This window comes from Pseudomonas fortuita (assembly GCF_026898135.2).
GTDB lineage: Bacteria > Pseudomonadota > Gammaproteobacteria > Pseudomonadales > Pseudomonadaceae > Aquipseudomonas > Aquipseudomonas fortuita.
Map to the genome: position 1 here is coordinate 5,599,171 of NZ_CP114035.2, position 26,211 is coordinate 5,625,381.

The 26,211-nt window shown below is 63.5% G+C and carries 26 protein-coding genes; 10 read left to right on the top strand and 16 right to left on the bottom strand.

The genetic code is table 11. The features are described from left to right. Positions 1–158: 158 nt before the first annotated feature. The 5 genes from leuS to OZ911_RS25635 all read left to right on the top strand — a co-directional run bounded on the left by leuS (position 159) and on the right by OZ911_RS25635 (position 6,163). Positions 159–2,765 carry a leucine--tRNA ligase gene (gene leuS / locus OZ911_RS25615; RefSeq protein ID WP_016489352.1) on the top strand — a complete coding sequence of 869 codons (2,607 nt, stop codon included), beginning with the start codon at positions 159–161 and terminating at the stop codon, positions 2,763–2,765. A gap of 61 nt (positions 2,766–2,826) precedes the next feature. Further along, entirely contained in the window at positions 2,827–3,432 is a 606-nt protein-coding gene (locus OZ911_RS25620) for an LPS-assembly lipoprotein LptE (RefSeq protein WP_023047918.1), read from the top strand. Positions 3,433–3,471: 39 nt separating this feature from the next. After that, positions 3,472–4,509, top strand: a complete 1,038-nt coding sequence (gene holA, locus OZ911_RS25625; RefSeq protein WP_016489354.1) for a DNA polymerase III subunit delta — start codon at positions 3,472–3,474, stop codon at positions 4,507–4,509. Between the two features lie 112 nt (positions 4,510–4,621). Then, the gene (gene arfA / locus OZ911_RS25630; protein WP_016489355.1) at positions 4,622–4,786 is read left to right on the top strand and encodes an alternative ribosome rescue factor ArfA; all 165 of its coding nucleotides are present in this window, start codon (positions 4,622–4,624) and stop codon (positions 4,784–4,786) included. Positions 4,787–4,846: 60 nt separating this feature from the next. Further along, complete coding sequence (locus OZ911_RS25635) at positions 4,847–6,163, top strand: lytic murein transglycosylase (protein ID WP_016489356.1); 1,317 nt, start codon at positions 4,847–4,849, stop codon at positions 6,161–6,163. Positions 6,164–6,269: 106 nt separating this feature from the next. Here OZ911_RS25635 and OZ911_RS25640 read toward each other — a convergent pair whose 3' ends face one another. From OZ911_RS25640 to OZ911_RS25700, 13 genes are all read right to left on the bottom strand, one after another. Further along, a complete protein-coding gene (locus OZ911_RS25640; RefSeq protein WP_023047916.1) occupies positions 6,270–7,208 on the bottom strand; it encodes a S66 peptidase family protein in 939 nt (312 codons plus the stop codon). 88 nt (positions 7,209–7,296) lie between these two features. Then, positions 7,297–8,313 carry a lipoyl synthase gene (gene lipA / locus OZ911_RS25645; protein ID WP_016489358.1) on the bottom strand — a complete coding sequence of 339 codons (1,017 nt, stop codon included), beginning with the start codon at positions 8,311–8,313 and terminating at the stop codon, positions 7,297–7,299. 2 nt (positions 8,314–8,315) lie between these two features. Further along, complete coding sequence (lipB, locus tag OZ911_RS25650) at positions 8,316–8,963, bottom strand: lipoyl(octanoyl) transferase LipB (protein ID WP_016489359.1); 648 nt, start codon at positions 8,961–8,963, stop codon at positions 8,316–8,318. Then, positions 8,963–9,238, bottom strand: coding sequence for a DUF493 domain-containing protein (locus OZ911_RS25655; RefSeq protein ID WP_016489360.1), 276 nt, complete (start codon positions 9,236–9,238; stop codon positions 8,963–8,965). Before OZ911_RS25655 ends, lipB begins: the two co-directional genes overlap by 1 nt. A gap of 73 nt (positions 9,239–9,311) precedes the next feature. Next, positions 9,312–10,472 carry a D-alanyl-D-alanine carboxypeptidase family protein gene (locus OZ911_RS25660; protein WP_016489361.1) on the bottom strand — a complete coding sequence of 387 codons (1,161 nt, stop codon included), beginning with the start codon at positions 10,470–10,472 and terminating at the stop codon, positions 9,312–9,314. 272 nt (positions 10,473–10,744) lie between these two features. Then, on the bottom strand, positions 10,745–11,746 hold the full coding sequence (locus OZ911_RS25665; RefSeq protein WP_016489362.1) for a septal ring lytic transglycosylase RlpA family protein: 1,002 nt from the start codon (positions 11,744–11,746) through the stop codon (positions 10,745–10,747). Then, a complete protein-coding gene (gene mltB / locus OZ911_RS25670) occupies positions 11,746–12,756 on the bottom strand; it encodes a lytic murein transglycosylase B (protein ID WP_016489363.1) in 1,011 nt (336 codons plus the stop codon). The genes OZ911_RS25665 and mltB overlap by 1 nt, the downstream gene beginning before the upstream one ends. Positions 12,757–12,773: 17 nt before the next feature. Continuing rightward, a complete protein-coding gene (gene rodA, locus OZ911_RS25675; protein WP_049275595.1) occupies positions 12,774–13,877 on the bottom strand; it encodes a rod shape-determining protein RodA in 1,104 nt (367 codons plus the stop codon). A gap of 38 nt (positions 13,878–13,915) precedes the next feature. Next, positions 13,916–15,805 (bottom strand): penicillin-binding protein 2, encoded by a 1,890-nt coding sequence (mrdA, locus tag OZ911_RS25680; RefSeq protein ID WP_016489365.1) that lies wholly within the window; start codon positions 15,803–15,805, stop codon positions 13,916–13,918. Between the two features lie 16 nt (positions 15,806–15,821). Then, the gene (gene rlmH, locus OZ911_RS25685) at positions 15,822–16,289 is read right to left on the bottom strand and encodes a 23S rRNA (pseudouridine(1915)-N(3))-methyltransferase RlmH (protein WP_003249722.1); all 468 of its coding nucleotides are present in this window, start codon (positions 16,287–16,289) and stop codon (positions 15,822–15,824) included. A gap of 9 nt (positions 16,290–16,298) precedes the next feature. Beyond that, the gene (rsfS, locus tag OZ911_RS25690) at positions 16,299–16,730 is read right to left on the bottom strand and encodes a ribosome silencing factor (protein ID WP_016489366.1); all 432 of its coding nucleotides are present in this window, start codon (positions 16,728–16,730) and stop codon (positions 16,299–16,301) included. A gap of 43 nt (positions 16,731–16,773) precedes the next feature. After that, a complete protein-coding gene (gene nadD / locus OZ911_RS25695; protein ID WP_016489367.1) occupies positions 16,774–17,433 on the bottom strand; it encodes a nicotinate-nucleotide adenylyltransferase in 660 nt (219 codons plus the stop codon). Position 17,434: 1 nt separating this feature from the next. Beyond that, complete coding sequence (locus tag OZ911_RS25700; protein WP_016489368.1) at positions 17,435–18,706, bottom strand: glutamate-5-semialdehyde dehydrogenase; 1,272 nt, start codon at positions 18,704–18,706, stop codon at positions 17,435–17,437. 489 nt (positions 18,707–19,195) lie between these two features. On the opposite strand from OZ911_RS25700, the gene OZ911_RS25705 reads away from it, so the two are divergent. Next, positions 19,196–19,864: a DNA-3-methyladenine glycosylase gene (locus OZ911_RS25705; protein WP_023047864.1), complete on the top strand. Its 669-nt coding sequence runs from the start codon at positions 19,196–19,198 to the stop codon at positions 19,862–19,864. Positions 19,865–19,866: 2 nt separating this feature from the next. After that, on the top strand, positions 19,867–21,183 hold the full coding sequence (locus tag OZ911_RS25710) for a bifunctional DedA family/phosphatase PAP2 family protein (protein WP_268968514.1): 1,317 nt from the start codon (positions 19,867–19,869) through the stop codon (positions 21,181–21,183). 128 nt (positions 21,184–21,311) lie between these two features. Here OZ911_RS25710 and OZ911_RS25715 read toward each other — a convergent pair whose 3' ends face one another. From OZ911_RS25715 to OZ911_RS25725, 3 genes are read right to left on the bottom strand one after another with little or no spacing between them, the layout of a single operon-like run. Beyond that, the gene (locus tag OZ911_RS25715; protein ID WP_016489370.1) at positions 21,312–21,902 is read right to left on the bottom strand and encodes an LON peptidase substrate-binding domain-containing protein; all 591 of its coding nucleotides are present in this window, start codon (positions 21,900–21,902) and stop codon (positions 21,312–21,314) included. Positions 21,903–21,911: 9 nt separating this feature from the next. Next, positions 21,912–22,628, bottom strand: coding sequence for an LrgB family protein (locus OZ911_RS25720; RefSeq protein WP_016489371.1), 717 nt, complete (start codon positions 22,626–22,628; stop codon positions 21,912–21,914). Next, positions 22,625–22,987: a CidA/LrgA family protein gene (locus tag OZ911_RS25725; RefSeq protein ID WP_016489372.1), complete on the bottom strand. Its 363-nt coding sequence runs from the start codon at positions 22,985–22,987 to the stop codon at positions 22,625–22,627. The genes OZ911_RS25720 and OZ911_RS25725 overlap by 4 nt, the downstream gene beginning before the upstream one ends. Before the next feature lie 143 nt (positions 22,988–23,130). Here OZ911_RS25725 and OZ911_RS25730 point away from each other — a divergent pair, with 143 nt between their 5' ends. The 3 genes from OZ911_RS25730 to OZ911_RS25740 all read left to right on the top strand — a co-directional run bounded on the left by OZ911_RS25730 (position 23,131) and on the right by OZ911_RS25740 (position 26,071). Further along, positions 23,131–23,586, top strand: coding sequence for a MaoC family dehydratase (locus tag OZ911_RS25730; RefSeq protein ID WP_016489373.1), 456 nt, complete (start codon positions 23,131–23,133; stop codon positions 23,584–23,586). Positions 23,587–23,782: 196 nt separating this feature from the next. Beyond that, positions 23,783–24,661: a 50S ribosomal protein L11 methyltransferase gene (prmA, locus tag OZ911_RS25735; RefSeq protein WP_016489374.1), complete on the top strand. Its 879-nt coding sequence runs from the start codon at positions 23,783–23,785 to the stop codon at positions 24,659–24,661. 42 nt (positions 24,662–24,703) lie between these two features. Beyond that, complete coding sequence (locus OZ911_RS25740; protein ID WP_070086893.1) at positions 24,704–26,071, top strand: DUF3426 domain-containing protein; 1,368 nt, start codon at positions 24,704–24,706, stop codon at positions 26,069–26,071. Positions 26,072–26,211: the final 140 nt, after the last annotated feature.

A 26,211-nucleotide genomic window follows, 5' to 3' on the forward strand; every position in this document is an offset into this window, starting at 1 on the left:
CGCCTGCCGCGACCAGCGGGCATTCGCAACGAAGGTTTCCCACGATACGCAACGCTGCTGTATGCTACGGCGTTCACTCTAAACGACACCGGAGTACCGGTTGCAGCGAGGTTCCGCTGCCTGGAACAAGGTCTCTTCTCTCTCAGCCAAAAGTAGCCATGCACGAACAATACACGCCCCGTGATATCGAAGCCGCCGCCCAGAACTTCTGGGACGAGCAACAATCGTTCGCTGTTACCGAACAGCCAGGCAAAGACACCTACTATTGCCTATCGATGTTCCCGTACCCGAGCGGCAAGCTACACATGGGCCACGTGCGCAACTACACCATCGGCGACGTGATTGCCCGCTATCAGCGCATGCTGGGCAAGAACGTCCTGCAGCCGATGGGCTGGGACGCTTTCGGCATGCCCGCGGAAAACGCGGCGATGAAAAACAACGTCGCCCCGGCCAAGTGGACCTACGAAAACATTGATTACATGAAGACCCAGCTCAAGAGCCTGGGCCTGGCCATCGACTGGGCACGTGAAGTGACCACCTGCAAGCCCGACTACTACCGTTGGGAGCAGTGGCTGTTCACCCGCCTGTTCGAGAAAGGCATCATCTACCGCAAGAACGGTACCGTGAACTGGGACCCGGCGGACCAGACCGTACTGGCCAACGAGCAGGTCATCGACGGCCGTGGCTGGCGTTCGGGCGCGCTGATCGAGAAGCGCGAAATCCCGATGTACTACTTCCGCATCACCGACTACGCCGACGAGCTGCTGGAAAGCCTCGACGAGCTGCCGGGCTGGCCTGAGCAGGTCAAGACCATGCAGCGCAACTGGATCGGCAAGTCGCGCGGCATGGAAGTACAGTTCCCGTACGACCAGGCCAGCATCGGCCACGAAGGCACCTTGAAGGTCTTCACCACCCGCCCGGACACACTGATGGGCGCGACTTACGTCGCCGTTGCCGCCGAGCACCCGCTGGCCACCCAGGCTGCCCAGGGCAACCCGGCGCTGCAGGCGTTCATCGACGAGTGCAAGAGCGGCAGCGTTGCCGAAGCCGACATGGCCACCCAGGAGAAGAAGGGCATGGCCACTTCCCTGCTGGTCGAGCACCCGCTGACCGGCGAGAAGCTGCCGGTATGGGTCGCCAACTACGTGCTGATGCACTACGGCGATGGCGCGGTAATGGCCGTGCCGGCCCACGACGAGCGCGACTTCGAGTTCGCCCACAAGTACAAGCTGCCGGTCAAGGCCGTGGTGCGCACCAGCGCTGGTGATGAAGTCGGCAACGAATGGCAGGCCGCCTATGGCGAGCACGGCCAGCTGATCAACTCCGGTGAGTTCGACGGCCTGGACTTCGCCGGTGCATTCGACGCCATCGAAGCCGCTTTGATCCGCAAGGAACTGGGCAAGTCGCGTACACAGTTCCGCCTGCGCGACTGGGGCATCAGCCGCCAGCGCTACTGGGGCTGCCCGATCCCGATCATCCACTGCCCGTCCTGCGGCGACGTGCCGGTGCCGGAAGACCAACTGCCGGTCACCCTGCCCGAGAACGTGGTGCCGGACGGCGCCGGTTCGCCACTGGCGCGCATGCCTGAGTTCTATGAATGCAGCTGCCCGAAATGCGGTACTGCAGCCAAGCGCGAAACCGACACCATGGACACCTTCGTCGAATCGTCCTGGTACTTCGCCCGTTACGCCTCGCCGAACTACGACAAGGGCCTGGTCGATCCGAAAGCCGCCAACCACTGGCTGCCGGTAGACCAGTACATCGGCGGTATCGAACACGCGATCCTGCACCTGCTGTATGCGCGCTTCTTCCATAAGCTGATGCGCGACGAAGGCCTGGTCACCTCGAACGAGCCATTCAAGAACCTGCTGACCCAGGGCATGGTGGTCGCCGAAACCTACTACCGCGTGGCCAGCAATGGCGGCAAGGACTGGTTCAACCCGGCCGATGTCGAGATCGAGCGCGATGCCAAGGCCAAGATCATCGGCGCCCGCCTGAAGACCGACGGCCTGCCGGTGGAAATCGGCGGCACCGAGAAGATGTCGAAGTCGAAGAACAACGGCGTCGATCCGCAATCGATGATCGAAGCCTACGGCGCCGACACCTGCCGCCTGTTCATGATGTTCGCCTCGCCGCCCGACATGAGCCTGGAGTGGTCCGACTCCGGCGTCGAGGGAGCCAGCCGCTTCCTGCGCCGTGTCTGGCGCCTGGCCCAGGCTCACGTCAGCCAAGGCCTGCCGGGCAAGCTGGATATCGCTGCCCTGGACGACGCACAGAAGGTCATCCGCCGCGCCATCCACGCAGCCATCAAGCAGGCCAGCACCGATGTAGGCCAGTTCCACAAGTTCAACACTGCCATCGCCCAGGTGATGACCGTGATGAACGTGCTGGAAAAGGCCCCTCAGGCCAGCGAACAGGACCGCGCCCTGCTGCAGGAAGGCCTGGAAGCCGTCACCCTGCTGCTGGCACCGATCACCCCGCACATTTCTCACGCGCTGTGGCAGCACCTCGGCCATGCAGGGTCGGTGATCGATGCCGCCTGGCCGAGCGTCGACGAACAGGCACTGGTGCAGGACACCGTTACCCTGGTGGTTCAGGTCAACGGTAAACTGCGCGGCCAGGTCGAGATGCCTGCCGCGGCCAGCCGCGAAGAAGTCGAAGCCGCCGCCCGCAGCAACGAGAATGTCCTGCGCTTCATCGATGGCCTCACCATCCGCAAGGTCATCGTGGTACCGGGCAAGCTGGTCAACATCGTCGCCAACTGATGAAAACGCCCACCCGCAGTGGCTGCGGGTGGGCGGAACAGGCCCACAAGGGAGCAACAACATGATCAAACGCAATTTGCTGGTAGTCGGCCTGGCGGTCATGCTCAGCGCCTGCGGTTTCCAGCTGCGCGGCACCGGCTCTACCGAGCTGAGTGTGAAGGAAATGGATGTCAGTGCACGCAATGCCTACGGCCCGACCGTGGTCGAGCTGCGCAAGGTACTGGAGCGGAGCGGTGTCAACGTGCATGCTGGCGCGCCTTACCGCTTGGTGCTGACCAACGAGCAGGAGCGCGAGCGCTCGGCAACCTACAACAGCGGCAACCGTACCGCCGAGTACGAGCTGACCACCGATCTGAGCTACAGCATCCAGGGCCTGAACAACCTGGAGCTGCTGAGCGACAAGCTGCAGGTACGCAAGATCTACGTGCGTGACGGCTCGAACGTCACCGGTTCCGAGCAGGAAGCCAACCGCGCCCGTGAAGAAATGCGCCGCGACCTGGTCAACGCCATGGTTGTCCGCCTGCAGATGCTGAGCCCGTCCCAGCTGGACGAGCTGCAGCGCAAGGCCGACGAGCGTGCCAAGGCCGAAGCCGACGCACTGGAGGCCGCTCGCCGACAGCAGGCCGAAACGCCTCAGCAGTCGCCGCTGGAAGTGCCGGGCAACTAAGCCCGCGTGGGGCACCCTCGGGTGCCTCACCTGTTTCCCATGAAACTCGCCCCCGCCCAACTCAACAAGCACCTGCAAGGCGCCCTGGCACCGGTCTACGTGGTCAGCGGCGACGACCCGCTGCTGTGCCAGGAAGCCGCTGACGCCATCCGTAACGCGGCACGCCAGCAAGGCTTCGACGAACGCCAGGTATTCAGTGCCGACGCCAACTTCGACTGGGGCACCCTGCTCCAGGCTGGCGCCAGCCTGTCGCTGTTCGCCCAGCGCCGCCTGCTGGAACTGCGCCTGCCCTCGGGCAAGCCCGGTGACAAAGGCGCCGCTGCGCTCATCGAATACTGCGCCAACCCTGCCGAAGACACCTTGCTGCTGGTCAGCTTGCCCAAGCTGGACGGCAGTGCGCAGAAGACCAAGTGGGGCAAGGCCTTGATCGAGGGTGCGCACTGCCAGTTCATCCAGATCTGGCCGGTGGATGTGCACCAGCTGCCGCAGTGGATCAACCAGCGGCTGCAGCAAGCCGGCCTGTCGGCGCAACGTGACGCTGTCGACCTGATCGCTGCGCGCGTGGAAGGCAACCTGCTGGCCGCCGCGCAGGAAATCGAAAAGCTCAAGCTGCTCGCCGATGGCAACCCGATCACCGTGGAAACCGTGCAGGCCGCCGTCGCCGACAGCGCCCGCTTCGATGTCTTCGGCCTGGTCGACGCCATTCTCAATGGCGAAGCAGCACATGCCCTGCGCATGCTCGAGGGCTTGCGTGGTGAAGGCGTGGAACCGCCAGTGATCCTCTGGGCCCTGGCTCGCGAGTTGCGCCAACTGGCCGGGCTGGCCCAACAGTTCAGCCAGGGGGTGCCGCTGGACAAGGCCTTCAGCCAGGCCCGCCCGCCGATCTGGGACAAACGCCGACCGCTGGTCAGCAAAGCCCTGCAACGCTTGTCGGCGCGACGCTGGGCACAGTTGCTGCAGGATGCCCAGCGTATCGATGCGCAGATCAAGGGCCAGGCCGAGGGCTCGCCCTGGACGGGTCTTGCGCGCTTGTCGCTGTTGATGGCAGGCCAGCGCCTGGCGCTACCTCCGGAATAGCCGGGGCCGAGAAGCGGCCCTAACATCCCAGCCATAAACACAATCAATTGGCTCCCCCGCAGCCCAAGCCCTACAGTGCGCCCCGAAACCCCACCCAAACCGGGAACCCGCCATGAGCAAAAAGCCGAAAAAGCACGGCCCCAACAAGGCCAAGTCCATCGTTGCCCAACCCCTGTTCCGCTGCCGCCAGGAACGACCGGACAAGGGCAAAGGCAGCTACCGCCGCGAAGCCTTCCAATCAAGAGATTGGGAGGCTTCCTACTTTTTGGCAGCATGAAAGCATCGCAAGCGCAGGCATGGTATGGTCGTCACCTGACCTGCAATTCTGGATCTGTGCATGCTCTTCCGTCTTATCCCCCGTTGGGAAACCCGCCAGCTGATCGCGGCCTCCAGCTTCATCCTGCTTGTGGCCTGCGCGGAAAAGCCCACCGCTGCCGACGCACTGCCGCTGGCCCCTGCCCAACCCGCTCCAGTGGTGACTGTGCCCGGCACAACGCCCGACGTCAGCACTGAAATCCAGCCTCTGCAAACCTTCGCCCAGTGGCAGGCAGGCTTCCGCCAGCAAGCCCTGCAAGCCGGCATCTCGCCGAGCACGTTCGACAGTGCCTTCCTCGGCGTCACCCCCGACATGGACGTGATCAAGGCCGACCGCAGCCAGCCTGAGTTCACCCGCCCGGTGTGGGAATACCTCGACGGCGCCCTGTCGCCTCTGCGGGTACGCAACGGCAAGAAGCTGCTGGAGCAGAACGCCGAGCTGCTGACCCGCCTCGAACAACGCTATGGCGTGGATCGCCAGGTGCTGGTCGCGGTGTGGGGCATGGAAAGCAACTTTGGCCAGTTCCAGGGCAACAAGTCGGTGATTCGCTCGCTGGCCACGCTGGCCTATGAGGGCCGTCGCCCGCAGTTCGCCCAGGACCAGCTCATCGCCGCGCTGCAGATCATCCAGCATGGCGACATCCAGCCCGAGGCCATGCGTGGCTCGTGGGCCGGCGCCATGGGCCAGACCCAGTTCATCCCCACCACCTACAACACCCATGCCGTGGACTTCGACGGTGATGGCCGCCGCGACATCTGGAACAGCACACCGGATGCCCTGGCCTCGACGGCGCATTACCTGCAAAGCTCGGGCTGGAAGCGTGGTCAGCCATGGGGCTTCGAGGTACAAGTGCCAGCTGGTTTCGATTTCTGGCAAGCCGATGGCGCGCTGCGCAAACCGGTGAGCGAGTGGCTGGCAATGGGCGTGAAACTGCCTGCAGGCACGCAGTTGCCCGCCAACAGCAACCAGCTGTCAGCCGCCCTGCTGCTGCCGGCTGGCGCCCGCGGGCCGGCGTTTTTGGTACTGGACAACTTCCGCGCCATTCTGAAGTACAACAACTCTTCGTCCTACGCACTGGCGGTAAGCCTGCTGGGGGACCGCTTCAGCGGCTGGGGCTTCATTGCCGGCAGTTGGCCGAAAGAAGACCTGCCGTTGAGTCGCAGCGAGCGCATGGAGTTGCAGAACTTGTTGAACAGCCGTGGCCATGAGGCCGGGAATGCCGATGGCATCATCGGCGCCAATACCCGCAAGGCCATTCGCACTGCCCAGCAGGGGCTGGGGTGGCCAGCAGATGGCTACCCGACCCACAAGCTGCTTGAGAGCCTGCGTCAGCAATGAGAATGCTGGGGGCGCTCCTACAGCCAACCGCGTAACTGCAAGGTATCGCAATCCCCTGTAGGAGCGGCCTTGTGCCGCGATGGGCTGCAAAGCAGCCCCGACAACCTCAAACCTTGAACAGGTCCTGCTCCAGCACCAGGCTCTGCCGATCACTGTCCAGCCTGACCCGAGCCCCCAGCGGCAAGCACACATTCGGGTCGCAATGCCCACTGCGCCACCCCGCCAGCACCGGCACACCCAGCGGCGCGAAGGTCTCCTCCAGCAACGGCGCCAACGCCGCCGTGGTAATCCCGGCAAAGTCCCCCACCAGCACGCCTTTCACCCCCTCCAGCTTGCCCGCCAGGCGCAACTGGGTCAGCAGCCGGTCGACCCGGTACAACGGCTCGTTGACGTCCTCGATGAACAAGATGCAGCCCTGGGCCTCCAGCTCGGCAAGCGTCCCCATGGTCGCACCCAGCATCGACAGGTTGCCGCCCAGCAGCGGGCCGCTGGCCACACCCGGCAACACACTGCTCAAGGCATAGCCCGCCGGGTGCACAAGCTGCTCGCCTGCCCGTACGTGCCCGCCCAGCTGCGCCAGCAACGATGACTCGGTCGGCGGCAACTTGGCGCCCAGCAGGTCGGCATTGAGCATCCCCCCATGGAAGGTAACCAGCCCGCTATGCCGGTAGATCGCCGTGTGCAGCGCGGTAATGTCGCTGTAGCCGATCAACGGCTTGGGGTTGCGCCGAATCAGCTCGAAGTCGAGCTGACCGAGCAAGCGCATGCTGCCGTAGCCGCCGCGCATGCAGAGGATGGCGTCGATGGCCGGGTCGGCAAACGCGTCATGCAGGTCCTGCAGGCGCTGTTGATCCGGTCCCGCCAAATAGCCCTGCGCCTGCAGGGCACCCGGGTAGATACGGCAACGGTAACCGCGGTCAGCAAACCACTGGCTGACCTTGTGCGTATCCAGACGCGCCGCGCCCGCCGGCGCGACAATGGCAAAGCAGGCGTTAGCCGGCAGCGCAGCTGGCAGGCTGGGTTGGAGGGTTTCGGCGCAATTCATCGCAGCTCCTAGCAGCGCGTGGGGCGCAAATAAAAATGCCGACGCCGCCTGTCGGCGTGCATCGGCATACGTGGCTCTGCTCTTTGGTTCAGAGCTTGATCTTGGCTTCGTGAGCTTGCTGGTCAGCATGGTACGAAGAACGCACCAACGGGCCAGAGGCGACGTTCTTGAAGCCCATCTTGTAACCTTCCTCGGCGAACCAGGCGAAGGTGTCCGGGTGAACGAAACGTTGCACCGGCAGGTGGCTACGCGATGGCTGCAAGTACTGGCCGAGGGTGAGCATGTCGATTTCATGCTCGCGCATGCGGTGCATGACCTCGATCACCTCTTCGTCAGTCTCACCCAGGCCAAGCATAAGCCCCGACTTGGTCGGTACGTGCGGTACCATCTGCTTGAATTTCTGCAGCAGGTCCAGCGACCAGTCGTAATCCGAACCCGGACGCGCGGCCTTGTACAGGCGCGGCACCGTCTCAAGGTTGTGGTTGAACACATCTGGCGGCTCTTGCGCAGTGATCGCCAACGCAACATCCATTCGCCCACGGTAGTCCGGCACCAGGGTTTCCAGCTGCACACCCGGGGACAGCGCGCGAATTTCGCGGATGCAGTCGGCAAAGTGCTGGGCACCGCCGTCACGCAGGTCGTCGCGGTCTACCGAGGTGATCACCACGTACTTCAGGCGCAGGTCGGCAATGGCGACAGCCAGGTTCTTCGGCTCGTCCAGGTCCAGCGGTTTAGGTCGGCCATGGCCAACGTCGCAGAACGGGCAGCGGCGGGTGCAGATGTCACCCATGATCATGAAGGTGGCGGTACCACCGGAGAAGCACTCGCCCAGGTTCGGGCAGGAGGCCTCTTCGCATACGCTGTGCAGCTTGTGCTTGCGCAGCAGTTGCTTGATACGGTCTACCTCAGGCGACACCGGGATACGCACGCGGATCCAGTCAGGCTTTTTCGGCAGTTCGTCAGTAGGGATGATCTTTACCGGGATGCGCGCGACTTTGTCGGCGCCACGCAGTTTGACCCCAGCTTCCACCTTCTTCGGCGCTTGGCGCGGGGTGACATCCTGGGTAGATATCAGGTTCGGCACGGCTTCTTGCACAGTTGTCATATTCAGTCGATTCCGCCCGTGAGGGTCGTCTGCTCAGCGTAGTCGAGGTGCTTGACCAGCTGTCCGCGCAGCCTTGTCCTGACCTCGTCGAGTTCGATCGGACCTGCCAGATCGCGCAGCTGGGTCATGGCCAGCCCCGCATAGCCGCAGGGGTTGATTCGGCGGAATGGCGCAAGGTCCATGTCCACGTTCAGGGCAAGGCCGTGGAACGAACGGCCGTTGCGAATTCGCAGGCCGAGGGAGGCGATCTTCGCTCCATCGACATAGACGCCAGGAGCATCGGGCTTGGCCGATGCCTGCACGTCGTAACTGGCGAGCAGGCCGATCAAGGCCTGTTCGATACGGCTGACCAGCTCGCGTACGCCAAAGCCCAGCCGGCGCACGTCCAGCAGCAGGTAGGCCACCTGCTGACCGGGGCCATGGTAGGTCACCTGGCCACCGCGGTCGGTCTGCACCACCGGGATGTCGCCCGGTACCAGCAGGTGCTCGGCCTTGCCGGCCTGGCCCTGGGTGAAGACCGCGGGGTGCTCGACCAGCCAGATTTCATCCTGGCTGCACGGGCTGCGCTGCTCGGTAAAGCGACGCATGGCCTCCAGCACCGGTTCATAGGGCTGCAGGCCAAGCTCGCGAAAACCGAGACAGGCGGACATCAGAGCACCATTTTCACGATGCCGGTAGCGCGCAGGGCGCTGTTGATATCGTGCAGCTGATCTTCGCTGGTGGCAACGATGTGCAATTGCACGGTGGTGTACTTGCCTTCCTTGCTCTGGCGTTCAGCCAGCGTGGAAAGGTCGACCTTGGCGTGCTTGCTGAGAATCTCGATCACCGTGTCCTTGAAGCCGACAACAGTATCGCCGATTACCTTGATCGGGTAATCAGCGCAAGGGAATTCGATCTTGTGCGACTTGACGTCTGGTTCGCTCATGGCGGAAACGGCCTCGTAAGCCGTGGCAACAACAACGCCCCCGCTAGATACGCGGGGGCATGCAGGTCACGTATCAGTTGAACAACCCGAAGAAGAATAGACGGATGCTATCCCACATACGGCGGAAGAAACCACCTTCCTCGACGCCATCAAGGGCGATCAGGTCGGCGCTGTGAACCACTTTCTCGTCCAGTTTGACTTCCACTTTGCCGATCACGTCACCTTTGGCGATTGGCGCGGTGAGCTGCGGGTTCATGGTCATCGAAGCTTGCAGACGCTTCAATTGGCCTTTAGGCATAGTCATGGTCAGGTCGTCAGCCAGGCCAGCCTTGATCTGGCTGGTGGCGCCCTTCCAGACCGGGGCCTGGGTCAGCTCGGTGCCTTTCTGGTAGAAGGTCTGGGTTTCGAAGAAGCGGAAGCCGTAGGTCAGCAGCTTCTGGGTCTCGGCAGCACGGGACTGCTCGCTGTTGGTGCCAAACACCACGGCGATCAGGCGCTGGCCATCGCGAACAGCCGAAGCCACCATGCAGTAGCCCGCTTCGTCGGTGTGGCCGGTCTTCAGGCCATCGACAGTCTTGTCACGCCACAGCAGCAGGTTGCGGTTAGGCTGCTTGATGTTGTTCCAGAAGAACTCTTTCTGCGAGTAGATGGCGTAGTGGGCCGGATCGACGGTGATGATCGCACGGGCCAGGGTCGCCATGTCATGCGCCGACGAGTAATGCTCCGGGTTCGGCAGGCCGGTGGGGTTCATGAAGTGGCTGTTGCTCATGCCCAGGTCGGCAGCCGTTTTGTTCATCATGTCGGCGAAGGCATCTTCACTGCCTGCGATGTGCTCGGCCAAAGCGACCGAGGCGTCGTTGCCGGACTGGATGATGATGCCATGCAGCAGGTCGCTGACAGTCACCTGGCTACCGACTTTGATGAACATGCGCGAACCGCCAGTACGCCAGGCGTTTTCGCTGACGGTAACCGGGTCGTTCTCACCGATCTGGCCGCGGCGGATGTCCAGGGTGGCGATGTAGGCGGTCATCAGCTTGGTCAGGCTGGCTGGCGGCAGGCGCTCGTCACCGTTGTTCTCGACCAGCACGTTGCCGCTGGACGCGTCCATGAGTACGTAGGACTTGGCTGCCAGTTGCGGTGGCGCCGGCGTCATCTGCTCTGCCGCGAAGGCGGCAGGCGTGATCATCAGCAGTACAGGCAGGCAAAGTCGTTTGGCAAGGTTGGTGATGTTCATCCGTCTCTCGAAAATCGCTAATGGTCTGAGATGTTCCCTGGGCAAGATCATGTGCCCAGCGCCAGTCAGTCTAGTTTTATGGCCGTTGGCCTGGCCCGCGAACGTGCGGCTTTATGTCGCTGCGGGCAAAAGCCGTCATTGTACATGGCCGCGCCCGGCAATTCATGACAAAACCGACAGTTTGGTGTTGCCTTCTTCGCGGGCACGCCCGCGCCCACAGGGTGTCGCATACCCCTCTGGGCGCGGGTGTGCCCGCGAAGAAGACGACGCGGTCAGTCTGCTGTGACCAGCTTGGCCTGCCCCAAGTTCGCCAGGCGGATGCTGTCTTGTGCTTGCTGGATCTCGCCCTGGCTGCCGATCGGCCCCAGGCGCACGCGGTGCAGGGTCTGCTGGTTACGCACGATCGAGCTGATGAACACCGGTGCATTGACCATGGTGCTGAGTTTGGAGCGCAGTAGCTCGGCGGCATCCGGGTTGGCGAAGGCGCCGACCTGAAGGAAGCTGCCACCCGCACCGCCAGGCACATTGTTGCCACCCACCTGCACCGGCACCACCGGCGCCGCATGCTGCTGTGCCGGCGGGGTCCATTGCTCGACACGTCCGGTACTGGCCGGGATCGCCTGGGTCTGGGCCACCTGCGGCTCTTTCAGCACCATCGGCGGCGTCTGCCCACGCTGGGCCCACCACTGCTGCGGGTCGATCCCCTCGACGCGCACATGCGCGGTGCCGGTCTCGGCATAGCCGAGCTTTTTCGCCGCCGCGTAGGACAGGTCGATAATACGGTCGGAATAGAACGGGCCACGGTCATTCACCCGCAGGATCACGCTACGGCCGTTGGCCAGGTTGGTCACCCGCACGTAGGCCGGCAGCGGCAGGGTCTTGTGCGCCGCGCTCATGCCATACAGGTCGTACAGCTCGCCGTTGGCAGTGTTCTGGCCGTGGAACTTGGTGCCGTACCACGATGCGGTGCCCTCGGCGCGGTAATTGCGCGAGTCCTGCATCGGGTAATACGTCTTGCCCAGCACCGTGTAGGGGTTGGCCTTGTAGTTGCCGGTGTGCACGGTCGGCGTGGCATCGGGGATCTTGTTCACATCCACGTCCCACCAGGGCGCGCCGTCCTTGTGGGCCCGGTTGATGTCCAGCCCCGGCTGGGTACGCACCACGTTGCCACTGCTTTGCGGGGTCGGGCGGCTGGATGAACAGCTGGCCAGCACCACGCCAACGGCGAGGCAGGTCAGCAGTTTGAAGGAGTTGGCAGAGATGATTGCGCGCATTACTTGACGCCCCGTGCTTGAACCAGCTGTTGCGCAAGCTGATGCACCGCCATGGCATACATCACGCTGCGGTTGTAGCGAGTGATCGCGTAGAAGTTCTTCAGGCCAACCCAGTACTCGGGACCATTGTCGCCCTCAAGGCGGAAGGCAGTAACCGGCAGATCATCGCGCAGCGAATCATGAACCGACCAGCCAAGCGCGCGCAACTCCCCTACCGTTTTCACCGGCTCGATACCGGTGGTCAGGCCTTGCTCGGCACCTGCACCGTCCACCCAGGCGCGACTGACCACGCCCCCGCCCGCCACCCAGCCATGGCGCTTGAAGTAGCTGGCGACGCTGCCGATGGCATCGTCCGGGTTATTCCAGATATTGATGTGGCCATCGCCGTCGAAGTCCACCGCGTAGTTGCGAAAACTGCTCGGCATGAACTGCGGCAGGCCCATGGCGCCGGCATAGGAGCCTTTGAGCGTCAGCGGGTCGAGCTGTTCATCACGGGCCAGCAGCAGGAACTCGCGCAGTTCCTTGCGGAAGAACTCGGCCCGCGGCGGGTAATCGAAGCCCAGCGTCGACAGCGCATCGATCACCCGGTAGTTGCCGGTGTTGCGACCAAAGAACGTTTCCACACCGATGATCGAAACAATGTACTGCGCCGGCACGCCGTATTCCTGCTCGGCACGGGCCAGCACGGCCTCGTGCTGGCGCCAGAAGTCCACACCACGGGCAATGCGCGCGTCGGTGAGGAACATCGGCCGGTAGTCCTTCCACGGCTTGACCTTTTCGGCCGGGCGCGAGATGGCGTCGAGGATCGACTGCTTGCGCTGCACTTCACGGAACACGCTCATCAACTGCTCCGGGGCAAAACCATAGTCGCGGCTCATTTCGCCAACGAACTCGGCCACCTGCGGTGAGCCTTGATAATCGCCGGCATGGGCCAGCTGTACAGCGCCGAACAGGCCCACCGCGCCAATCCACGGCGCACAACGGGCAGCCCAGTTACGCACTGCTTGCATGAAATTCTTCACCTTATTCAAACCTGTGCGATCCATTTGCGGTGCGTGTGGATCGACATCAAAACGCCAAACGCTGACAGCAGCGTCACCAACGATGTTCCGCCATAGCTGATGAAGGGTAGCGGCACGCCCACCACAGGCAGAAGGCCGCTGACCATCCCGATATTGACGAACACGTACACAAAGAAAGTCATGGTCAGGCTGCCCGCGAGCAGCTTGCCGAACAGGGTCTGCGCCTGGGCGGTGATCATCAGGCCACGGCCGATCAGCAACAGGTAGACGATCAGCAACAGGCAGATGCCGACCAGGCCGAACTCCTCGCCCAGTACGGCGATGATGAAGTCAGTGTGGCTTTCCGGCAGAAAATCCAGGTGCGACTGGGTGCCGAGCAGCCAGCCCTTGCCGAACACCCCGCCCGAGCCGATCGCCGCCTTCGACTGGATGATGTTCCAGCCCGTGCCCAGCGGGTCGCTTTCCGGGTCGAGGAAGGTCAGTACCCGTTGCTTCTGGTAGTCGTGCATGACGAAAAACCACATCGCCACCGCGACCGGCACCGCCGCCGTCAGCACACTGAGGATCCAGCGCCAGCGCAGCCCCCCCATGAACAGCACAAAGGCGCCGGAGGCGAGAATCAGCAGCGCCGTGCCCAGGTCGGGCTGGCGCACGATCAGGATGAACGGCACGCCAATCAGCACCAGGCTGATCGCCACGTGCTTCAGGTGGGGCGGCAAGGTGCGCTTGGAGAGGTACCAGGCGATGGTCGCCGGCATGATGATCTTCATGAATTCCGAGGGCTGGAAGCGGATCACCCCGGGGATGTTGATCCAGCGCGTGGCGCCCATGGCGTTGTGGCCCATCACGTCCACCACCACCAGCAACAGCACCCCGGTCAAGTACGCCAGCGGCACCCAGCGGGCCATGAAGCGCGGCTCCAGCTGGGCGATGACGAACATCGACACCAGGCCTATGCCGAACGAGGTGGCCTGCTTGAGCAGCAGGTCCCAGTTCTTGCCACTGGCTGAATACAGGACGAACAGGCTGCCGGCCGCAAGGGTCAGCAGAATGATCAGCAAGGGGCCGTCGACATGGATACGCTGCAGAAAGCTGGCGCGCCGACGCATCACATCCTCACTGGAGAGCATGCGATCGAAATTGTTCATCACAGGGCCGATTCCTGGGTAACGGTGGCAGGCGCGAACTCGGGCTTGAGCCGGCCATTTTCGTCGAGCAGCCAGGCGTCCATGATCTGGCGTACCACGGGCGCGGCGACACCCGAGCCGGACTCACCGTTCTCGACCATCACCGATACCACGATTTTCGGGGCTTCGGCCGGCGCAAAGGCGACGAACAGGGCGTGGTCGCGGTGGCGCTCCTGAAGCTTGTTGCGGTCGTACTTCTCGCCTTGCTTGATCGCCACCACCTGGGCGGTACCGCTCTTGCCGGCAATGCGGTACTGGGCGCCGGCGGCAGCCTTGCGCGCAGTGCCGCGGGCGCCGTGCATTACCTGCTCCATGCCATGGGTGACCTTGGCCCAGTCGGACTTGTCACGCAGCACGATGTTTTCCATAGGGTTGTCGTCCACAGGCTGCTGGCCTTCGATGGTCTTGGCCAGGTGCGGGCGGTTCCACACCCCCTTGTTGGCGATCAGCGCAGTGGCCTGGGCCAGTTGCAGCGGCGTGGCCTGCATATAGCCCTGGCCAATGCCGAGAATCAGTGTTTCACCGGGGAACCAGGCCTGACGGCGGGTGGCACGCTTCCATTCGCGCGACGGCATCAACCCGGCGGACTCCTCGAACATGTCGAGGGAAACCCGCTGGCCGATGCCGAACTTGTTCATATAGCTGGACAGCCGATCGATGCCCATCTTGTGCGCAAGGTCGTAGAAGTAGGTGTCGTTGGAACGCATGATCGCGGTGTCCAGGTCGACCCAGCCATCGCCGGAGCGGTTCCAGTTACGGTATTTGTGGTCATAGTTGGGCAGTTGGTAATAGCCTGGGTCGAACACCCGGCTGCTGGCATTGACCACGCCACTGTCCAGGCCGGCGATGGCTACCGCCGGCTTGATGGTCGAACCGGGCGGGTACAGGCCACGCAGCACGCGGTTGAACAACGGCCGGTCGATCGAATCGCGCAGTTCGGCATAGGCCTTGAAGCTGATGCCCGTGACGAACAGGTTGGGGTCGAAGCTGGGCTGACTGACCATCGCCAGCACCTCGCCAGTGCGTGGGTCGAGTGCTACCACTGCGCCACGCCGGCCACCCAGGGCGGCCTCGGCGGCTTCCTGCAGCTTGATGTCCAGGCTCAGCACAATGTCCTTGCCCGGTTTCGGGTCGGTGCGCTTGAGCACCCGCAGCACGCGGCCTCGGGCGTTGGTCTCGACTTCTTCGTAGCCGACCTGGCCGTGCAGGTCGTCTTCGTAGAAGCGCTCGATGCCGGTCTTGCCGATATGGTGGGTGCCGCTGTAGTTCACCGGGTCGAGCGTTTTCAGCTCTTTCTCGTTGATCCGCCCCACATAACCCACCGAATGGGCGAAATGCGCACCCTGCGGGTAATGCCGCACCAGTTGGGCCACCACTTCCACGCCTGGCAGGCGGAACTGGTTCACCGCCACCCGGGCGATCTGCTCTTCGTTGAGTTCGAACAAGATCGGCACCGGCTCGAACGGCCGACGGCCCTGGCGCATGCGCTTCTCGAACAGGGCCCGGTCGTCGGCCGTCAGGTCCAGTACTTCGACGATAGTATCCAGCACTTCCTGCCAGTTACCCGCACGTTCGCGGGTCATCGACAGGCTGAAGCTGGGCCGGTTGTCGGCAACGATTACCCCGTTGCGGTCGAAGATCAGCCCGCGGGTCGGCGGGATCGGCTGCACATGCACCCGGTTGTTCTCTGACAGCGTCGAGTGATAGTCGTACTGGATGATCTGCAGGTAGTACAGCCGCGCGATCAGCACGCAAATAAGCAGCATGATCGCCACCGCGCCGACCACGACGCGGTTGCGCACCAGGCGGGCGTCTTTCTCGTGGTCCTTGAGGCGGATCGGCTGCGACATCTGACTGCTTACAGGCTCATTTGTGGTATGGGTGCCCGGACAACACGGTCCAGGCGCGGTAGATCTGCTCGCCGATCAGTATCCTTACCAACGGGTGTGGCAGGGTCAGCGGCGACAGCGACCAGCGTTGCTCGGCGCGCGCGCAAACCTCAGGCGCCAGGCCTTCCGGGCCGCCCACCATCAAATTCACCGTTCGCGCATCCAGGCGCCAGCGGTCCAGCTCGGTCGCCAGCTGCTCGGTGCTCCAGGGCTTGCCATGGACCTCGAGGGTGACAATGCGTTCCCCAGGCTGAACCTTGCTCAGCATGGCTTCGCCCTCCTGACGGATCAGGCGGGCGACATCGGCATTCTTGCCACGGGTGTTCAGCGGGATTTCCACCAGCTCCAGCGACAGCTCGGCGGGCAGGCGCTTGGCATATTCATGCCAACCTTCCTCGACCCACTTCGGCATGCGCGAGCCGACCGCGATCAGGCGCAGACGCACGACGCTTCCTTATTCCCGGTCTTTGATCTTGTCATCGAAGTAGGCGCTGGCGTTTTCCGGGCTGTGATGCTTGGCATCAGCAGCACGGCTCTGCTCGGCACCCGCCCACAGACGCTCCAGGTCGTAGAACTGGCGGGCAGCGGCGGTCATCATGTGCACGATGACGTCGTTCAGGTCCAGCAGCACCCAGTCGCTGTCACCCTTGCCTTCTTCGCCCAGCGGCTGTGCGCCTTGTTTCTTGACCGCTTCACGGACCTTTTCCAGCATCGCGTTGATCTGGCGGTTGGAGGTACCGGTGGCAATGATCATGTAGTCGGTCAGGCTGTGCTTTTCGCGCACGTCGATGACCTGGATGTCCTGGGCTTTGACGTCTTCCAGAGCGCTAATGGTCAGTTTGACCAGTTCTTCGCCACTGATGCCATTGGTTTTCTGCTTGCTCATATAAAACTCGTTCAACTCGTTGGATGAGGCGCCAGAGGCACCGTCAGTTAGGCGCACGATACAGTTCGTGCGCCTCGATGTAGGCCAGTACGGCGTCCGGCACCAGGAACCTCACCGATTTGCCGCTGGCCAGCAGCTGTCGGATCTGTGTAGCCGACACCGCAAGCGGCGTCTGCCAGACGAACGAAATATTTCCCGCCGGGCCGGACATGGCGGCGGGATCGCTCTCCGAGCGCGCAGCCAGCAGGTTGCGCAGCTCGTCAGGGGGTTCTACGTCGGCATCCGGGCGTTGCAGCACCAGGATGTGACAGTGTTGCAGCAATTCTTCCCAGCGGTGCCAGCCCGGCAGACCACAGAAGGCATCCCAGCCCAGCACCAGGAACAGCTGGTCGTGGCCGGCCAGTTCGGCGCGGATCGATTCCAGCGTATCGATGGTGTAGGACGGTTTGTCCCGCTCAAGCTCGCGCGCATCGACGCTCAGGCAAGCCACGCCCTGCACCGCTTCGCGGACCATGGCCAGGCGATCCTGCGCGGCCACCCGCGGGGTGTCGCGGTGCGGCGGCCGGGCGTTGGGCAACAGGCGCAGTTCGTCCAGCCCCATGAACTCGGCCACTTCCAGCGCGCTGCGCAGGTGGCCTATATGCACGGGGTCGAAGGTGCCACCTAGAATGCCGATGCGCCGGACTGCCTGGGCCGTGCTCAACTCAGCAGGACTCCTGACCGCGCAGCTGGCCGTCGCCGATCACTACGTACTTCTCGCAGGTCAGGCCTTCCAGGCCGACCGGGCCACGGGCATGCAGCTTGTCGGTGGAAATACCGATTTCCGCACCCAACCCGTACTCGAAACCGTCGGCAAAGCAGGTCGGGGTGTTGAGCATGACCGACGCCGAGTCGACTTCAGCCATGAACTGGCGGGCTTCACCCTGGTGTTCGCTGATGATCGAGTCGGTGTGGTGTGAGCCATAGTGGTTGATGTGCTCGATGGCCTGGTCCAGGCCATCGACGACGCGGATCGACAGGATCGCGTCCAGGTACTCGGTGTGCCAGTCGTCTTCAGTGGCCGGCTTGGCCTCGATGAGCGCGCGGGTACGCTCGCAGCCACGCAGTTCCACGCCCTTCTCCTGGAAGCGGCGGGCCATTTCCGGCAGGAAACGCTCGGCCACTTGCTGGTCGACCAGCAGGGTTTCCATGGCGCCGCAGATGCCATAACGGTAGGTCTTGGCGTTGAAGGCCACGTTCCAGGCCTTGTCCAGGTCGGCATGCTGGCTGACGTAGATGTGGCAGATGCCGTCCAGGTGCTTGATGACCGGAACGCGGGCATCGCGGCTGATGCGCTCGATCAGGCCACGGCCGCCGCGCGGCACGATGACGTCTACAAATTGCGGCATGCTGATGAGCGCGCCCACGGCTTCGCGGTCGGTGGTCTCGACCACCTGCACCACGGCAGCCGGCAGGCCCGCGGCGGCCAGGCCACGCTGGATGCAGGTGGCGATAGCACGGTTGGAATGGATGGCTTCAGAGCCGCCACGCAGGATGGTTGCGTTACCTGACTTCAGGCACAGGCTGGCAGCATCGATGGTCACGTTCGGGCGCGACTCGTAGATGATCCCGATCACGCCCAGCGGTGCGCGCATCTTGCCAACCTGAATACCCGATGGGCGGTAGCTCATGTCGCGGATGGCACCAACCGGGTCCGGCAGGCTGGCGACCTGCCGCAGGCCGGTGATCATGCCATCGATACGTGCAGGGGTCAGCGCGAGGCGGTCGAGCAGTGCCGGCTCCAGGCCATTGGCGCGGCCGGCGGCCAGGTCCAGCTCGTTGGCGGCAGTCAGTTCCGCACGGGCAGCATCCAGCGCATCGGCAGCGGCTTGCAGGGCGCGGTTTTTCTGCGCGGTGCTGGCACGGCCGATTACCCGGGAAGCCTCACGGGCAGCGCGACCCAAACGGGTCATGTAGTCAAGAACGGACTCAGTCATGGGTTCGGTGTCTTGGCGAAGGGGAAATCGGCTGATTATAACTGCCGCGCAGGTGTACGCCCAGCGGCGGGTGGCGGATGGTAGAAAATGGGTGTTCGCCTCACGATTGTCTGCGCCTGTGAAATCGAGCGCCGCCCGCGCGGCGCATCGCGAGCTGCGCTCGCTCCTACGTTTGTTTCGGGCCAGTAACACCTGCGCCAACGCGCGCGACCGCCCTGTTCGTACGACACGCTATCGAGCCATGCGCCAAGGCGTTCGCGCGCAAATCCCACAGGATTAATTGGCCCGAAACAAACGTAGGAGCGAGCGCAGCTCGCGATGCGCCGCGCGGGCGGCGCTCGATTTCACGGATACCAAACACATCAAGGCGAACCCCTGACAGCCGCTACCAATGAAACATATGGATACCAATCAATCGCCCCACAGGTTCAGCCAAGATTAAGCCATTCATTGCTATCATCCCCGCGTCCCCCGCCACGAACTGCCCGCATGCCAGCCCTGCCCGACAGCTTTTTCGACCGTGACGCCCAGACCGTGGCCAAGGCCCTGCTGGGCAAGGTAATCCGCCACCGCCACGGCGACCTGTGGCTGGCCGCACGCATCATCGAGACCGAGGCCTATTACCTCACCGACAAAGGCAGCCACGCCTCGCTCGGCTACACCGAAAAGCGCAAGGCGCTGTTCCTCGATGGCGGGCACATCTACATGTACTACGCCCGCGGCGGCGACTCGCTGAACTTCAGCGCCCACGGGCCGGGCAACGCGGTGCTGATCAAGTCTGCCTATCCTTGGCAGGACGACCTCTCGGGCCCCGACAGCCTGGCGCAGATGCAACTGAACAACCCCGACGCCAGCAGCAAGCTCCGCCCGGATGAACGCCTGTGCGCCGGCCAGACCCTGCTGTGCCGAGCCCTGGGCCTGAAAGTGCCAGTGTGGGACGCCCAGCGCTTCGACGCCGAGCGGCTGTATGTGGACGATTGCGGCAACGCCGTACCAAGGGTTATCCAGACTGCAAGGCTGGGCATCCCGCACGGGCGCGACGAGCACCTGCCCTACCGCTTCGTCGACGCCGAGTACGCCCGGTTCTGCACGCGGAACCCGTTACGTCGCGGCCAAGTCGAAGGCCGTGACTTCTTCATTCTCGAACAAGGAAGCTGAACATGGGCCAATGGCTCGACAGCCTGACCGGCTGGCTAAGCGCCAACCCGCAGTGGCTTGGCCTGGCGATTTTCCTGGTGGCCTGCATTGAGTGCCTGGCTATTGCCGGCATCATCGTGCCTGGCACTGTGCTGCTGTTTGCTGTCGCGGTACTGGCCGGCAGTGGCGCCTTCAGCCTGGGCGAAACATTGCTGCTGGGCTTTCTTGGCGGCCTTTTGGGCGACGCCGTGTCGTACACACTGGGCAAGTACTTCCACCAGAACATTCGCCGCCTGCCGCTACTGCGCCACCACCCGGAGTGGATTGGCAGTGCAGAGACCTATTTTCAGCGCTACGGCATTGCCAGCCTGCTGGTAGGGCGGTTCATCGGGCCGCTGCGGCCCATGCTGCCAATGGTCGCGGGCATGTTCGACATGCCGTTGCCGCGCTTCATCGCAGTCAGCCTGGTGGCCGGCGCCGGCTGGTCGGTCGCCTACCTGCTGCCAGGCTGGGCTACCGGCGCGGCCATGCGCCTGCCGCTGCCGGAAGGTTTCTGGCTGGACGCCGGCATCATCGCCGGCACCCTGGCGGTCATCATCGGCCTTAGCCTGACCACCAGCATTCGCGACCAGCGCCATGGGACACGACTGATCGCCGGCATGAGCTTCGCTGCCTTGGCCGGGCTATTCCTCGGCTGGCCTTACCTGCACGAGTTCGACCAAGGCGTGATGACACTGGTGCAGGAGCATCGCAGCCAGGCCATCGACGGCGCCGTGGTACTGGTGACCCGGCTGGGCGATTTCCGCACGCAACTGTTTCTCGGCGCCCTGCTGACCGGCCTGCTGCTGCTTGCCCGCCAGTGGCGGCACGCGTTTTTTGCCGCTGGCGCGCTGATGGGCACAGCGATCGCCAACGGTACACTGAAATGGCTGTTTGCCCGGGCGCGGCCGGAAGTGCTGACCGACCCACTGACCAGCTACAGCATGCCCAGCGGGCACAGCTCGGCGTCGTTTGCGTTCTTTCTGGTCATGGCAGTGCTGGCAGGGCGCGGACAGCCGCCGCGCATGCGCCTGACCTGGGTGATGCTGGGTTGCATTCCGGCGCTGGCGATTGCCCTGTCACGGGTGTACCTGGGGGCGCACTGGCCAACCGACATCCTGGCCGGCGCCCTGCTGGCCTGCTGTGTATGCGCGCTTAGCCTGACTGTGGCGCAGCGCCAGCAGACACTGCCGGCCCTGCCGCTGCGGGTGTGGTGGCTGGTGTTGCCGGCATGTATCGCGCTGCTGGCGTACTTTGCAATGCATGCGCTGCCGCAGGCTTTGCTCAGATACCAATATTGATGTCGCCCTTACTGGCCTCTTCGCGGGCTTGCCCGCTCCCACAGGTACTGCACCTGCCTCGAAGCAAGTGACATACCTGTGGGAGCGGGCAAGCCCGCGAAGAGGCCAGCCCAAGCAGCACAAAGAGATCAGGCGAAAAGCTCACCCTGAATCCGCTCCAGCAATTTCTGAATCTCCCCCAATCGCTGCTGCGGCGAGTCGAGGGTCAGCAGGTCCAGCTTGTCTTCTTCCATGAACGGCAGCAGGTACGCCAGCTGGTTGGCCAGCGCCTGGCGCCCGTCCACCGGGCGCGGCATGTCCAGCGCCTCGACCATCGGGTGCTCACCCAGCGCCACCAGCAGCGCCAGCAGGTCATCATCGGAATCGAGCAACGGGCTGTCCGCGTGCTCCGGCAGCCATTGCACCTGCCCCACCAGCAACTGGTCCTTCTGCACCTCGGTGCTTGCCAGACTGAAGCGCCGCACCCCTTCAACGCGAATACCCAGCAAGCCATTATCCTGCTGCGCAAAGTCGCGGATCACCGCTTCACAGCCGATCGAAGCGACCATCGGTGGCGCCTTGCCAACCTGTTCACCTTCCAGGATGCAGACCACCCCAAAGCCTTCGCCCTGCTTCATGCAGCGCCCGATCATGTCCAGGTAGCGCGCCTCGAAAATCTGCAAATCGAGAAAGCAGCCCGGGAACAGCACGGTATTGAGCGGAAACAGCGGTAGTGTCATCACAATTCCTCAAGCTACCAGGCTGACCGCCAGCGGCAGGAACACTGCCGTGGCTACCCCCATCAAGCTCATCGCCAACGCGGCAAAAGCGCCGCATTCGTCACCTTCCTGCAGGGCGACCGAGGTCCCCACCGCATGCGCCGTGACGCCCAGCGACATGCCGCGCGCCTCAGGGCTATGCACGCCGAAGCGGCTCAGCAGCGCCGGGCCGAAGATGGCGCCAATCACCCCGGTGATCAGTACGAACACTGCCGCCAGCGCCGCCACACCGCCAATCTGCTCTGCCACCAGCATGGCAATTGGCGAGGTCACCGACTTGGGTGCCATGGTCATCAGGATCATGTGTTCTGCACCGAACCACCAGCCTAGCAACAGGCAGCAGAGCGTGGCGAACAGGCCCCCGATTACCAGCGTAGTAAATGTGGGCCAGAACAGCTGCCGGATACGCCGCAGGTTGAGGTAGAGCGGCACGGCCAACGCCACAGTGGCGGGGCCCAGCAGGATGTTCATGATTTCGGTGCTCTTGCGATACTCGCTGTATTCAATGCCGCACAGCAGCAGCACGCCGATTACCAGCAACATCGATACCAGTACCGGCTGCAGGAAGATCCAGCGGGTTTTCTCGTAGGCCGCCAGCACCACCTGGTAGGCACCGAGCGTGATACCGATACCAAACAAAGGATGGTGCACCACTGCATCCAGCGCGCCTTGCCAATCGGGCATCATGGCCGCTCCTCGCGCTTGCCCTGGCGGTGAATGAGCGTTTGCATCAGCACACCCACAAAAACCAGCGTCACCAGGCAGGAGATCAGCAGGGCTCCGGCAATCGCCCAGAAGTCGGCGGCGATGTCTTTGGCATACACCATCACCCCCACTGCCGGCGGTACCAGCAACAGCGGCAGGTAGCGCAGCAGGCTGCTGGCCGCCTCGTTCAATGGCTTGCCCACCTCACCGCGGGCCATGAGGAAGCCCAACAGCAGCACCAGGCCGATGATCGGCCCCGGCAGAAACGGCACCAACAAGTGGTTGATCGCCGTCCCCAGCAGCTGGAACAGCACCAGCCAGGTCAAACCACGCAACAGCATAAGCATCTCCCTCGGGCACGGCCGCCATTATAAGCACGCACAGCGATATACCGATATTCGTCGAAAAACAGACAACTTGACTGAAACGGTTCGCCGTGCTGATCTTGCACTTTCGTACCAACTGACAACCTGGAGAGTCCGCGATGCCCTATGTGCCGGTTACAGAGCTTTCGCAGTATGTTGGTAAAGCGCTGGGCCACTCCGCCTGGCTGAAGATCGATCAGCAGCGCATCAACCTGTTCGCCGAGGCGACAGGCGATTTTCAGTTCATCCATGTCGACCCTGAAAAGGCGGCCGAAACCCCGTTTGGCGGCACCATCGCCCATGGTTTTCTGACATTGTCACTGATCCCCAAGCTGATCGAGGACATCCTGGTCCTGCCGCAAGGGCTGAAGATGGTGGTGAACTATGGGCTGGACAGCGTACGGTTCATCCAGCCGGTCAAGGTCAACAGCCAGGTGCGGCTGAAGGTGGACCTGGCCGAAGTGGTGCAGAAGAAGCCGGGGCAATGGCTGCTCAAGGCAATTGCTACGCTGGAAATCGAGGGTGAAGAGAAGCCTGCTTATATAGCTGAGTCGCTCTCGCTCTGTTTCGTCTGATGTAACCCCCGGGGGCGCAATGCGCCCCATTCGCAGCACAAGGCTGCTCCCGCAGGGGTATGCGAGCTCCTGAGCAGCCTTGTGCTGCGAATGGGCTGCACAGCGGCCCCGATCCACAAATCTTCCGCACTCGCGTAGACTGCGAGCCTTCGCGCAGCCTAGGGCTGCCCCCGTCGATTTACCAAAGGTGCCCGCCATGCCCTGGCTGCAAGTACGCCTGGCCATCAGCCCGGAACAAGCCGAAACCTACGAAGATGCCCTGCTCGAAGTAGGCGCCGTCTCGGTCACGTTCATGGATGCCGAAGATCAACCGATCTTCGAGCCAGACCTCAACACCACCCCGCTGTGGTCGCACACCCACCTGCTGGCGCTGTTCGAGGCCGATGCCGAGCCCGAGCAGGTGTTTGCCCACCTGCGCCTGCTGACCGGCGCCGAGCTGCCACAGCACCAGGCCGAGGTAATCGAGGACCAGGACTGGGAGCGCAGCTGGATGGACAACTTCCAGCCTATGCGTTTCGGCCGCCGCCTGTGGATTGTGCCCAGCTGGCACGACGCCCCGGAAAAGGACGCAGTGAACCTGCTGCTGGACCCAGGCCTTGCCTTTGGCACTGGCACCCACCCCACCACTGCCCTGTGCCTGGAATGGCTCGACGGCCAGCAACTTGAAGGCACCCAGGTGCTGGACTTCGGCTGCGGCTCGGGCATTCTGGCCATCGCTTCGCTACTGCTGGGCGCGCGTGAAGCGGTCGGTACCGACATCGACGTGCAGGCCATCGAAGCTTCGCGCGATAACGCCCAGCGCAACGGCATTGCCGATGAGAAGCTGGCGCTGTACCTGCCCGAGCACATGCCGGCCATGCAGGCCGACGTGCTGGTCGCCAATATCCTCGCTGGCCCGCTGGTGTCGCTGGCTCCGCAGCTGTCGGGCCTGGTGCGCCCAGGTGGCCTGCTGGCGCTGTCCGGCATTCTGGCCGAACAGGGTGAGGACGTGGCTGCGGCCTACGCCGCCGACTTCGAGCTGGACCCGATCGTCGTTCGCGATGGCTGGGTGCGCATCAGTGGTCGCCGCCGCTAAGCGGGCCTAGAATATCCTTCTGCACAGCTCCCGGATTGCCGCATGACCGACAGTTTCGTCACCCAGTGCCCGCATTGCCAGACCAGCTTTCGCGTCACCCACCACCAGTTGAGCGTGGCCCGCGGCGTAGTCCGCTGCGGCCATTGCCTACAGGTGTTCAATGCCGCCAAGCAACTGCTGGAGCAGAACCGTGCCAGCGCACCTGAGCTGCCGGTGCCAGTACCTGCACCTGTGCCTGTGCCAGCGGCGCCTGCCGAGCCCGTGCCCGCGCCGGCAATCACGCCCGAGCCTGTCCCCCGCGAGCGCAGCATTACCCCTGACGAGGACTGGGCCCTGACCGCCCAGGCGCTGGACGCACTTGACCTCGACCAGGAGCTCGCACGCCTGGAGCGGCGCGGCCAACCGACCCAGGCACGCCCCGCCAACATGGATGACGGGCTGCAGGCGCGGCGTGACGAACCGGGCCCGGACGAGCACGCGGACGACTTGTTCGGCAACGCCACCGGTGAGCCCTTCGAGCCAAAAACGCCCGCAGAGCCCGCCCCTGTGCTGGAGCCGCAGCCCCTGGAACTGGACCTGGAGCCTGTACCCGGCGAACGCACCGAGCCGACACTGGGCAGTAACCTTGACCTGGACAACGATGACGAGCCGCCCGTACACCGCGCAGCCGAAATCGATGACCAGGCCGCATTCAGCGAACCGCTGCGCGCCAGCGATGACGAAATCCCGGAAAAAGGCCTGAGCGCCCGCGATGATGAACCGCTGGCCCTGCACCTGTCGGCGCGCGACGATGACCCTGATGAGCCGCTGCCGGGTGAACGCCTGGAGCCGGGCCTTGCCAGCAAGCCCGAGCGCCCGCTGCGCAAGGAGCCGCTGGTCGATGTGGTCGACGACCCACTGCAACTGGGCTGGGAAAAACCCGCACCCAACTGGGGCAAACGCCTGCTGTGGGGCTTCCTGACCCTGCTGGCCGCTGGCCTGCTGGCATTCCAGTATGTGTGGTTCCACTTCGACGAGATGGCCCGCCAGGACCAGTACCGGCCGATCTTCCAGCAAATTTGCCCGATGGTCGGGTGCCAGGTACCGACCCGCGTCGATATCTCAAGAATCAAGAGCAGCAACCTGGTGGTGCGCAGCCACCCGGATTTCAAAGGCGCACTGATCGTCGATGCGATCATTTACAACCGTGCACCGTTCGCCCAACCGTTCCCGCTGCTGGAACTGCGTTTTGCCGACCTCAATGGCCAACTGATCGCCAGCCGGCGCTTCAAACCCAGCGAGTACCTGTCCGGCGAATTGGCCGGGCGTGGCGACATGCCAAGCCAGACGCCGATCCATATCGCCCTGGACATCCTCGACCCGGGGCCGAAGGCCGTGAACTACAGCCTCAGCTTCCGTTCGCCGGAATAGCCAGCAACCCTGTGGAGGCGGGGATGCCCGCTCCCAGAGGGTACGCGCGGTACCCGGATCTTGGCTCATACCAAAAGTCATAAGCCGACAACTGTTCAGATTTTATCCAAATCCATCTTTATCCGGTCACCGAGAGCGGG

What these genes read in the sequence shown, in the direction of transcription:
- leuS (WP_016489352.1), top strand. Translation starts at nt 159, where the DNA reads ATGCACGAACAATACACGCCCCGTGATATCGAAGCCGCCGCCCAGAAC.
- OZ911_RS25620 (WP_023047918.1), top strand. Translation starts at nt 2,827, where the DNA reads ATGATCAAACGCAATTTGCTGGTAGTCGGCCTGGCGGTCATGCTCAGC.
- holA (WP_016489354.1), top strand. Translation starts at nt 3,472, where the DNA reads ATGAAACTCGCCCCCGCCCAACTCAACAAGCACCTGCAAGGCGCCCTG.
- arfA (WP_016489355.1), top strand. Translation starts at nt 4,622, where the DNA reads ATGAGCAAAAAGCCGAAAAAGCACGGCCCCAACAAGGCCAAGTCCATC.
- OZ911_RS25635 (WP_016489356.1), top strand. Translation starts at nt 4,847, where the DNA reads ATGCTCTTCCGTCTTATCCCCCGTTGGGAAACCCGCCAGCTGATCGCG.
- OZ911_RS25640 (WP_023047916.1), bottom strand. Translation starts at nt 7,208, where the DNA reads ATGAATTGCGCCGAAACCCTCCAACCCAGCCTGCCAGCTGCGCTGCCG.
- lipA (WP_016489358.1), bottom strand. Translation starts at nt 8,313, where the DNA reads ATGACAACTGTGCAAGAAGCCGTGCCGAACCTGATATCTACCCAGGAT.
- lipB (WP_016489359.1), bottom strand. Translation starts at nt 8,963, where the DNA reads ATGTCCGCCTGTCTCGGTTTTCGCGAGCTTGGCCTGCAGCCCTATGAA.
- OZ911_RS25655 (WP_016489360.1), bottom strand. Translation starts at nt 9,238, where the DNA reads ATGAGCGAACCAGACGTCAAGTCGCACAAGATCGAATTCCCTTGCGCT.
- OZ911_RS25660 (WP_016489361.1), bottom strand. Translation starts at nt 10,472, where the DNA reads ATGAACATCACCAACCTTGCCAAACGACTTTGCCTGCCTGTACTGCTG.
- OZ911_RS25665 (WP_016489362.1), bottom strand. Translation starts at nt 11,746, where the DNA reads ATGCGCGCAATCATCTCTGCCAACTCCTTCAAACTGCTGACCTGCCTC.
- mltB (WP_016489363.1), bottom strand. Translation starts at nt 12,756, where the DNA reads ATGCAAGCAGTGCGTAACTGGGCTGCCCGTTGTGCGCCGTGGATTGGC.
- rodA (WP_049275595.1), bottom strand. Translation starts at nt 13,877, where the DNA reads ATGCGTCGGCGCGCCAGCTTTCTGCAGCGTATCCATGTCGACGGCCCC.
- mrdA (WP_016489365.1), bottom strand. Translation starts at nt 15,805, where the DNA reads ATGTCGCAGCCGATCCGCCTCAAGGACCACGAGAAAGACGCCCGCCTG.
- rsfS (WP_016489366.1), bottom strand. Translation starts at nt 16,730, where the DNA reads ATGAGCAAGCAGAAAACCAATGGCATCAGTGGCGAAGAACTGGTCAAA.
- OZ911_RS25700 (WP_016489368.1), bottom strand. Translation starts at nt 18,706, where the DNA reads ATGACTGAGTCCGTTCTTGACTACATGACCCGTTTGGGTCGCGCTGCC.
- OZ911_RS25705 (WP_023047864.1), top strand. Translation starts at nt 19,196, where the DNA reads ATGCCAGCCCTGCCCGACAGCTTTTTCGACCGTGACGCCCAGACCGTG.
- OZ911_RS25710 (WP_268968514.1), top strand. Translation starts at nt 19,867, where the DNA reads ATGGGCCAATGGCTCGACAGCCTGACCGGCTGGCTAAGCGCCAACCCG.
- OZ911_RS25715 (WP_016489370.1), bottom strand. Translation starts at nt 21,902, where the DNA reads ATGACACTACCGCTGTTTCCGCTCAATACCGTGCTGTTCCCGGGCTGC.
- OZ911_RS25720 (WP_016489371.1), bottom strand. Translation starts at nt 22,628, where the DNA reads ATGATGCCCGATTGGCAAGGCGCGCTGGATGCAGTGGTGCACCATCCT.
- OZ911_RS25725 (WP_016489372.1), bottom strand. Translation starts at nt 22,987, where the DNA reads ATGCTGTTGCGTGGTTTGACCTGGCTGGTGCTGTTCCAGCTGCTGGGG.
- OZ911_RS25730 (WP_016489373.1), top strand. Translation starts at nt 23,131, where the DNA reads ATGCCCTATGTGCCGGTTACAGAGCTTTCGCAGTATGTTGGTAAAGCG.
- prmA (WP_016489374.1), top strand. Translation starts at nt 23,783, where the DNA reads ATGCCCTGGCTGCAAGTACGCCTGGCCATCAGCCCGGAACAAGCCGAA.
- OZ911_RS25740 (WP_070086893.1), top strand. Translation starts at nt 24,704, where the DNA reads ATGACCGACAGTTTCGTCACCCAGTGCCCGCATTGCCAGACCAGCTTT.